Raw genomic sequence first — 8,738 nt, forward strand, 5'->3', positions numbered from 1 at the left:
TGCCGTCTGGCCCGCCCCCGCCTCAGCCGGTCTCGAACTCGACGAGCACCGCGCCCGGCTGCGGCACCAGCAGCTCGACCGTGGCCACCCCGTCGGCCACGTCCGGCTCGACGCGCTCCGCCGGCAGCGCGTCGGCGGCCCGCAGCGCGTCCCACTGCCCGTCGGTCGGCCAGTCGCCGACGCCGAGCCGGCCCGCGAGGGTGGTGACGTCGCCGTGCTCGCGGTCGAGCCGGGTCACCGTCACGCCGCCGCCGGGGCCGCCGGCCACGCCCAGCCGGATCCGGCGGGCCAGCGCCGGATCGCCGTCGCGCTTGGACTGGTCGAGCGTCGACACCCAGACCAGGACGGTGAGCCGGCCGTCGGCGTGCCGGCTCGCCCACGTCTGCACCAGTCCCTCCGCGCCGTCCCCGGACGCCCGCACCGGCAGCTCCGTGCCGCCGAGCCGGCCCAGCATCCGCAGGGCGTGGTAGCGGGGCTTGGCGATGCCGCCGACGGTGATCAGGCCGAACCCGCCGTGCAGCAGCCGGGGTGGGCGGCCCAGCTCCTCGAAGTGGTCGCTGGCCACCCAGTAGGACAGGGCGTCGACCCGGCCGGCGGCCGACCGCATGCCGCTGAGCAGGAACGTCGCTGCCGACGCGCCGTCGTTGACCGGATGGAAGTGGGTGGGCGTGACGCCCCACTCCGTCCACAGCAGCCGGGCGTGCGGGAAGCCGAGCCGCCGCAGCGTGGGCCGCAGGTCCAGCGGCGGGCTGCCGTACGTGTGGGTGGAGACGAAGTCGACCGGCGTGCCCGTGCGGCCGGCGTGCTCCAGCAGGGCGTCGACCCAGCCGGCGGCGGCCGACGAGGGCCCGCCGACGGCGATGCGCGGGTCGACGTCCTTGACCGCGCGGGCGGTGACCTCGTACAGCCGCATCCACTCCTCGCGGGTGCCGGACCAGAACACCTCCAGGTTCGCCTCGTTCCACACCTCGAAGTCCCAGCCGAGCACGGCCTCGCCGTACCGGTCCAGCAGGTGCGCGACGAGCGCGCGGACCAGCTCCGCCCAGCGTGCCCAGTCCTTCGGCGGTGAGATGATCCCCCGGTACGCGAACACCGTCCGGTCCGGGTCGCGGGCCAGGTCGCGGGGCATGAAGCCGATCTCCACGACCGGCCGCAGCCCGACCGAGAGCAGCAGGTCGTAGACGCGGTCCACGCCGGTGAAGTCGTGTACCGGCTGGCCGTCGACCTCCCGGTAGACGCCCAGGTCGTCGTGCAGGATCGCGTGTGCCCGGACGGCCTCGACGCCCACCTCCGCGCGGACGCGGCGCAACACGGCCAGCAGCTCGGCCCCGATCTGCCGGCCGCCGCTGCTCTCGGCGCACAGCAGCTGCGACAGCCGTTCGCTGCCGATCATCGGCTGCCACGGCCGGTGCAGCGGTGTGCCCGGCGCGGCGGCGTCGACGCGCAGGCCCACCGTCGGCGGCGAGCCGGTGGCCGGCAGCGCGGCGGCGACGACCCGGTCGCCGAGCGGACCGGTGACGGTGACCTCGGGCACGGCGGCCACGGCGTACGCGTATGACCGGCCGGGCTCGCCGGTGGTGTCGACGTACCAGGTGTCGGGCACGGCGAGCACGTCGCCGCCCTGGTGGTCGACCGGGGCGAACGGGCCGTCGGGCCGGCCGTCGCGCAGCGGGGCCCGGTGCACCAGGTACCCGACGGCGTCGGGCACCGGCGACCAGGACAGCCGGACGTGGCCCACCCCGGCGTCGGCCGCCAGCCCGCCGGGCGGCGGCAGGACGGGCGTGCCGCCCGCCGCCCCCCGCTCGTCGCTGCGCAGCGCGATGCGCTGCGTCCAGTCGGCCCGGGCGTCGATGCCCTCGCTGTCGTGGCCGCCCGGCACCGCTGCTCCTCCCGTCACCGCTGCTCCTCCCCGTGCGGCAGGTGGAACTCCTCCATCCGCATCAGCGGTGCGACCCGCTGCTGCATCGGCCCCTGCTCGAACGGCCGGCGCAGCACGTCGTGGGCCAGGGCGTTGCCCAGCGCGGCCATCGCCATGCCCTGGTCCAGCGCCAGGTAGCGCTTCGACACCCGCCCGGTGCTCACGTCGACCGAGTCGTAGAACCCGCCCGGCCCGTACGCGTCGAAGTCCCGCCGCAGGTTCGCCAGGTTGCCCAGGGCGTCGTCCGGCGCGTAGCGCAGCGCCAGGAAGGAGGCGTGCGGGGTGACCACGCCCCGGCCGTAGCCCGCCGGTGGTGGCTGCGCCGGCCGGCACTCGCCGTACCCGGGGTCGACCGAGGTGCGCTCCTGGTCGGAGGTGTAACCCGGGCCATCCATGCCGATCTGGTCCACGCCGTACTCCCGGTAGCCGCCGTCCGGGTCGTTGGCGGGGGAGAAGCCCCAGTAGCCGTACCCGGCCTCCCGTAGCCCGTGCTCGATCTGCGCCCGCACGTACGTCGGATGGTTGACCGCCCAGCTGCGCGGGCCCCACCGGTCCTCGGGCACGAACAGCGGCACCATCAGCGCCTCGAACATCGACCCGCCCCAACTCGGCACCAGCTGCAACCCCCGGTAGCGGTAGGCGCCCTCGAACACCCGCACCCCCAGGTAGGTGCGCCACTCGCCGACGGCCCGCTGCTCCGTCCACGCCCAGTCGCAGCCCTCCGGGTCGAACGTGCGGAACGTGCCGAAGTAGTGCTCGGGCGGGATCTGCCCGGCCGCGATACCCAGGTAGCTGGCGATGCGCGGCTCGGTGTTGAACGCCCCGTAGTGGTGGCAGGTGTAGAACACGTCCGGCCCGGTGCGGTAGTTGCCGGCCACCGAGCAGCCCGGCGGCGGGTCGACCCAGAAGCCGCCGCGGATCTGCCGCTGCGCCGGGTCGTAGTAGTAGCCGAAGTCTATCCGGCGCAGCAGCGCGTCGGCCCGGCCCGCCAGCTCCGGCACCGCCTGCCGTACCACCGTCAGGGCGGTGGCCAGCCAGCCATTGTCCACGCTGGACAGGAACGGGTGCACGGCGCTGCCGTCGACCGGCCACGTGGTCAGCTTCGCCCCGGTCGCCGGGGCGTACCAGTTGTAGTACATGCCGGAGGCATCGTGGACTTCCAGCCGGCCGAGCGTGGCCAGGGTCCGGGCGATGCGGTCGCGGGCCTGGCCCGCGCTGACCAGGCCGGTCTCCCGGGCGGCCACCGTGCTCCACAGATACGCGCCGATGTTGGTCGGCGAGGTGTACCCGGCGCGGTCGGCCGGGTCGAGGTCGCCGCCGACGTTGTCGGCCGCCAGGCCGGTGCCGGGGTCGACCATCGCGGCGATCGACCGCCAGGTGTCGGCGGCGTACTGCCGCAGCACGGCGCTGGGAGCCGGCCCGGCGGGGGCGGCGGCGGCCGGCGGGGCGGCGGCGACGACCAGCCCGAGACACAGCAGCACCGTCGCGGTACGGAACGGATGGGACCTGGATCGCACGAGGAGACTCCTCACTTGAGGCCGGTCATGTCACTTGAGATCGGTCGGGTCACTTGAGGCCGGTCATGGCGATGCCCTGGACGAAGTGCCGCTGCAACGCGACGAACACCAGCAGGACCGGCACGATGACGGCCACCGAGCCCGCCATCAGCAGGCCGTAGCGGGTGTTGTTCTCGCCGATGGCGTACAGGGCCAGCGCCACCGGAAGGGTGTACCGGTCCTCCGACTGCGCGACGACCAGCGGCCAGAGGAAGTTGTTCCAGGACGACAGGAAGGTCAGGATGCCCAGGGTGGCCAGCGCCGGCCCGCACAGCGGCAGCACGACCCGGGCGAAGATCCGCAGCTCGCCCGCGCCGTCCACCCGGGCCGCCTGGATCAGGTCGTCGGGCAGCCCGGTGATGAACTGGCGCATCAGGAACACCCCGAACGGGCTGGCCAGCCACGGCAGGATCAGGCCAGCGTAGCTGTCCACCAGCCCCAGCCCGCTGACCAGCATGAACAACGGCACGAAGGTGACCATGCCCGGCACCATCAGCATCCCGAGCACCAGCGCGAACACCACGCGCCGGCCGGGGAACTCCAGCTTCGCCAGCGCGTAGCCGAGCATCGAGCAGAACACGAGGTTGCCCACGGTGACCGCGCCGGCCACCAGCACGCTGTTGAGCAAGAACGTCGGGAAGTCCAGCTCGGTGAACAGCTGCCGGTAGTTGTCGAGCGTGGGCGCCTCCGGCAGCCAGGTGGGCGGCACCCGACGGATCTCCGCGTCCGGCTTGACCGAGCCGAGCAGCATCCAGACGAACGGGCCGACCAGGACCGCGAGGCCGCCGGCCAGCACCACGTACACCCAGGGTTGGCCCCGGTCCCGTTTCGCGGTCGTCGTCACGGCAGCCTCCTCACGTCTTCGACCGCAGCAGCCGGAACTGCGCGGCGGTGAGCCCGACGATGGCGACGAACAGCACGTACGCGATCGCCGCCGCGTAGCTGTAGTTGCCGAAGCCGAACTGCTGATAGATGTAGAAGGCCACCGACAGAGTGCTGTCCAGCGGCCCGCCGCCCGTCATCACGAACGGCTCCTCGAAGAACTGCAGGTAGCCGATGCCGGTTACCACCCCGCCGAAGAGCAGCGTGGGGCGCAGCAGCGGCAAGGTGACGTGCCGGAACCGCGACCAGGCGCCGCTGCCGTCGATGGCCGCCGCCTCGTACAGCTCGCCGGGGATCGCCTGGAGGCCGGCGAGGAATACCACCATCAGGAAGCCCATGTTCCGCCAGGCCGCCATCACCACCAGCGACGGCAGCGCCGTGCGGGTGTCGGCCAGCCACGCCGGGCCGTCGACGCCCAGGTGGCCGAGCAGGGTGTTGACCAGGCCGCTCTCGGGTTCGAGCAGGAAGCGCCAGACCACGGCGACGGCGACGATGCTGGTGACCACCGGCAGGTAGTAGCCGACCCGGAAGAACGTGCGGAACCTGCTGATCCCCGCGTCGAGGGCGACGGCCGCCGCCAGCCCGAGCACCATCGTCAGCGGCACCCCGAGCACCACGAACCACGCGGTGTTGGCGGCGGCCCGCCGGAACGTGTCGTCGCCGAACAGCCGGACGTAGTTGTCCACGCCCACCGGGTCGACCGCGAGCGGGTTTCGCAGGTCGGCGCTGCGCAGGTCGGTGAAGCTCATGGCGGCCGAGGCCAGCACGGGACCCGCCATGAACACGGCGAAGACCAGCAGGAACGGCAACGCGAAGCCCCACCCGGCGACCCGCTGGCGGCGGTTGACGCCGCGCCGGCCGGGCCGCGCGCCGCCGGTGGACCCGGGCTGCCGCCCGCCGCCGGTGGACGCGGCCCGCCGCGCGAGGGTGGCCGCCACCTCAGCTCCCGGTGCCGATGGCCGACGCCTTGGCCTGCATCTCCCGGGTGGCGGTGGCCGGATCGGTCACGCCCCGCACCACCCGCTCGATGCCGTCGTCGATGACGTCGGCGACCTGCTCCCAGGTGGCCATCGCCGGCGGCGACTTGGCGTCGGCGAGCTGCGCGCCGAACGCCTTGAGCAGCGGGTCGTCGGCGAGCTTGCCCGACTGCCAGGTCGCCGTCACCGCCGGCAGGCTGCCGACCAGGTCGTAGAGCTTCTGCTGGGCGGCCGGCGAGGTGAGGTACCGGACGAACTTCCAGGCCGTGTCGCGGTTGTCGGTGTCCTTGTAGACGACCAGGTCCGCGCCGCCGATGAACGAGGTGCCGGCCCGCTCGCGGGGCATCGGCGCGACGTCCCACTTGCCGTGCAGCCCCGCGCCGCCCTGATCACGGAGGATGCCCATGTGCCATGGCCCGGAGACGAAGGCACCGATGTCGCCGGAGATGAAGCCGCTGTCCTGCGCGCCCGGCGCGACCTCGCTCGGGGCGAGCCCTTGCCGGAAGAACGACGCGTAGTACTCCAGCGCCGCCCGCATCTGCGGGGTGTCCAGGGTGAACTTCCCGTCGGCCAGGACGTCCGCCCCGGCCTGCCAGGCGAACGGCAGGAACGACTGCCACGCGCCGGTGCCGCCCGGTTGCAGCGTGATGCCCCACTTCGCCCCGCCGGCCTCCTTGAGGCCCTTGGCGAACGCGGTCAGCTCCTGCCAGTTGGTCGGCTTGCCGACGCCGGCCTTCGCCGCGAGGTCGGTGCGGTGGTAGATCAGCCGGGTCTCGACGTACCAGGGGACGCCGTAGGCGGTGCCGTCGACCACCGTCGTGTCCCACGCGCCCGGGAAGAACGCGGCCTGGTCGAACAGCCCGGCGGGCGTCGGGTCCAGGGCCCCGGTCTTGGCGAACTCGCCCATCCAGGTGGAGCCCATCATGCTCACGTCCGGCGTCTGCCGGCCCGCGATCGCGGTGGCGAGCTTGTCGTGGGCGGCGTCGAACGGGAACGCGGTGATGGTGACCTTGGCTGCCGGGTTCTCCCGGGTGAAGTCGTCGGCCAGGGCCTTCAGCTTCTCCCCCTCGGCGCCCATCGCCCAGACCGTGATCTCGCCGGTGGCGCTGCCCTGCGCGATCGCCCCGCCGGCGGACGGCCCGCCGCTCGTCGCGCCGTCGTCCCGGCCGCAGCCGGTCACGCCCAGCGCGAGCGCGGCCACGACGGCTGTCGCGTGTCTCCAGTGCCTCATTGCGCCTCCTGAGGGGGAAGGGTCGCCACGGCCGGGTCACCGCACGGTGCCGGCACCCGTCGCCGGACGGCGTCCGGTCGCCGTGGGGTCGTGCTCGGTGGTGGGGTCGTGCTCGGTGGTGGCGCAGCCGCAGCTGCGCCGGACGACGAGGTCGGTCGGGAGCACCAGCCCGGCGGCGTCGGGCTTTCCGGCGTCGCCCGCCGCAGCACGCAACAGCAGCCGCGCGGTCCGCCCGGCCAGCTCACGTACCGGCTGCCGGACGGTGGTCAGGGCCGGGCTGACGAGCGCGGCCATCGGGATGTCGTCGAAGCCGGTGACGACGAGGTCGGCGGGCACCCGCACGCCCCGGGCCGCCGCGCCGACGAGCATCCCGAGCGCGGTCTCGTCGTTGGCGCAGACCGCGCCCCGGGGCGGGGCCGCCCGGCTGAGCAACTGGTCGGCGGCGAACACCCCGTCGTGCTGCTCCAGACCGACCCGCAGCGGCGCGCGGGGCAGCGGCAGGCCGAGCTGCCGGTGCGCGTCGCGGAATCCCTCCCAGCGGCCGGTCACGTCCGGCGAGTTGCGCGGGTCGCCGACGAACACCAGCCCGCGCAGCCCGTGGTCGGCCAGCAGGTGCCGGGTCAGCGCCGTCGCCGCGGCGACGTTCTCGGCCCGTACGGACGGCACGCCGGGCGGCCCCTCGCCGGCGAGGACCACCACCGGGACCAGCGCCGCCAGCTCCCGCAGCGTGCCGGGGGAGACCGTGCCGCCGAAGACGGCCAACCCGTCGACCCGGCGGGCCATCTCCACGACCTCGGCGTCGGAGTCGTCCCGCAGGTGGGTGCAGAGGATGTGGACGCTGGTGCGGGTGTGCACCGCCTCCGCCTCGAAGCCCTGAATCAGCTCGGAGAAGTACGGGCCGGACAGCCCCGGGAACACCAGGCCGACCGCGCCGTGCCGGCCGGCGGCGAGCGCCCGACCGAGGTGGTCGGGGCGATAGCCGTGCTCCTCGATGGCCCGCTGCACCCGCCGCCGGGTCTCCTCCGACACCTGACCGACGCCGTTGGACACCCGGGAGACGGTGGCGACCGACACCCCGGCCAGCCGGGCGATCTCCCGGACCGTCAGCCGATCACTGCCCATGGGCTCCCTCGTTCTGCCGCATGCCGCTCGGTAACCGGTTTCAGTAACCGGTTACCGAGCACCATAGGCAACTACCGATGACTCCACAACCGGAGGCGTTGCCATAGCAGACGATCGGCCCGGATGGGCGGCGTCCACAGCCCGGCGATCGTCCACAGGCCCGGCCGGCGGCCGGTTGCGCCCCGCCCCGCCGGTCGGCACGGTCACCGATATGGACGAGGTGCTGCGGGACCTGGTGCGGCGCAACGGCGGACTGGTCACCCGGGCGAGGGCGACGCAGGTGGTGCCCCCGTGGACCCTCCGGTACGCGTACGCCACCGGTCACCTGGTGCGGGTGCTGCCCGAGGTGTTCGCCGCGACCAGCCTGCTGAGCGAGAGGGCGGGGCGCGCTGCCGGGCCCGCCCTCGGTCGTCTGCACCCCGCCCTCGGCCACCGGGCGGTCTGCGCCTGGGCCGGCGGACGGGCCGCGCTCAGCCACCTCAGCGCGCTGCACGTGTGGGGCCTGCACCGGCAGCAGACCGGCGACGTCCTGCACCTGAGCGCACCGGTGAACCCCGCCATCCGAACCCGACCCGGCGTACGCGTACACCGCCGGCAGGGTTTTGTCGTGGGGGCGCCGTAGGTGGTACGGCGCGGCGGCCCGCCTTCCGCCGGCAGGTGCGGGTCAAGGTCGGGCAGCGCACCATGTACCTCGACATGCTCGCCGAGCGGGAACGCGTCAACATCGAACTCGACGGCGCGACCACGCACGGCGACCCGCGACAGCGGGAGACGACCTGCGCCGGGACGCCCTGCTGGCCACCATGGGCATCCTGGTGGTCCGCTTCGCCCACCGCCGTCTCGTGCACGAACCCGACGAGGTACGCCGCGAAACCCGAGCCGTCCCCGCCACTCGCGCGGCTCAGCCGCGCCGGGATCCCACGCGCTGACGCGCCACGACCCAGCCGGCCGATCGTTGGCTGCCTCCGCGACACGACACGCCGACGGGATTCCACCGCATCCGGCCACCGAACCGGGTGCCGCCGCCCCCGGCACGCGCAGCGGTCCGGGGG

The 8,738-nt window shown here is 74.0% G+C and carries 7 protein-coding genes; 1 reads left to right on the plus strand and 6 read right to left on the minus strand.

What is annotated here, in order from left to right; all coding sequences use genetic code 11:
* Positions 1–22 precede the first annotated feature (22 nt).
* Genes ACFT41_RS27465 through ACFT41_RS27490 form a run of 6 tightly spaced genes read right to left on the minus strand, consistent with a single transcriptional unit; the run spans position 23 to position 7,686 of the window.
* Positions 23–1,897 carry a xylan 1,4-beta-xylosidase gene (locus ACFT41_RS27465; RefSeq protein ID WP_377587178.1) on the minus strand — a complete coding sequence of 625 codons (1,875 nt, stop codon included), beginning with the start codon at positions 1,895–1,897 and terminating at the stop codon, positions 23–25.
* On the minus strand, positions 1,894–3,435 hold the full coding sequence (locus ACFT41_RS27470; RefSeq protein ID WP_377587177.1) for a glucoamylase family protein: 1,542 nt from the start codon (positions 3,433–3,435) through the stop codon (positions 1,894–1,896). The genes ACFT41_RS27465 and ACFT41_RS27470 overlap by 4 nt, the downstream gene beginning before the upstream one ends.
* A gap of 49 nt (positions 3,436–3,484) precedes the next feature.
* Positions 3,485–4,318: a carbohydrate ABC transporter permease gene (locus tag ACFT41_RS27475; RefSeq protein ID WP_377587175.1), complete on the minus strand. Its 834-nt coding sequence runs from the start codon at positions 4,316–4,318 to the stop codon at positions 3,485–3,487.
* Between the two features lie 10 nt (positions 4,319–4,328).
* The gene (locus ACFT41_RS27480; protein WP_377587174.1) at positions 4,329–5,294 is read right to left on the minus strand and encodes a carbohydrate ABC transporter permease; all 966 of its coding nucleotides are present in this window, start codon (positions 5,292–5,294) and stop codon (positions 4,329–4,331) included.
* Between the two features lies 1 nt (position 5,295).
* Positions 5,296–6,564: a sugar ABC transporter substrate-binding protein gene (locus ACFT41_RS27485; RefSeq protein WP_377587173.1), complete on the minus strand. Its 1,269-nt coding sequence runs from the start codon at positions 6,562–6,564 to the stop codon at positions 5,296–5,298.
* Between the two features lie 36 nt (positions 6,565–6,600).
* Entirely contained in the window at positions 6,601–7,686 is a 1,086-nt protein-coding gene (locus ACFT41_RS27490; RefSeq protein WP_377587172.1) for a LacI family DNA-binding transcriptional regulator, read from the minus strand.
* A gap of 211 nt (positions 7,687–7,897) precedes the next feature.
* Between ACFT41_RS27490 and ACFT41_RS27495 the strand changes: the two genes are divergently transcribed.
* Entirely contained in the window at positions 7,898–8,308 is a 411-nt protein-coding gene (locus ACFT41_RS27495) for a hypothetical protein (protein ID WP_377587171.1), read from the plus strand.
* Positions 8,309–8,738 lie beyond the last annotated feature (430 nt).

It is taken from the genome of Micromonospora sp. NPDC057141, assembly GCF_042670805.1.
Taxonomy (GTDB): Bacteria; Actinomycetota; Actinomycetes; order Mycobacteriales; family Micromonosporaceae; genus Micromonospora.

What these genes read in the sequence shown, in the direction of transcription:
- ACFT41_RS27485 (WP_377587173.1), bottom strand. Translation starts at nt 6,564, where the DNA reads ATGAGGCACTGGAGACACGCGACAGCCGTCGTGGCCGCGCTCGCGCTG.
- ACFT41_RS27490 (WP_377587172.1), bottom strand. Translation starts at nt 7,686, where the DNA reads ATGGGCAGTGATCGGCTGACGGTCCGGGAGATCGCCCGGCTGGCCGGG.
- ACFT41_RS27495 (WP_377587171.1), top strand. Translation starts at nt 7,898, where the DNA reads ATGGACGAGGTGCTGCGGGACCTGGTGCGGCGCAACGGCGGACTGGTC.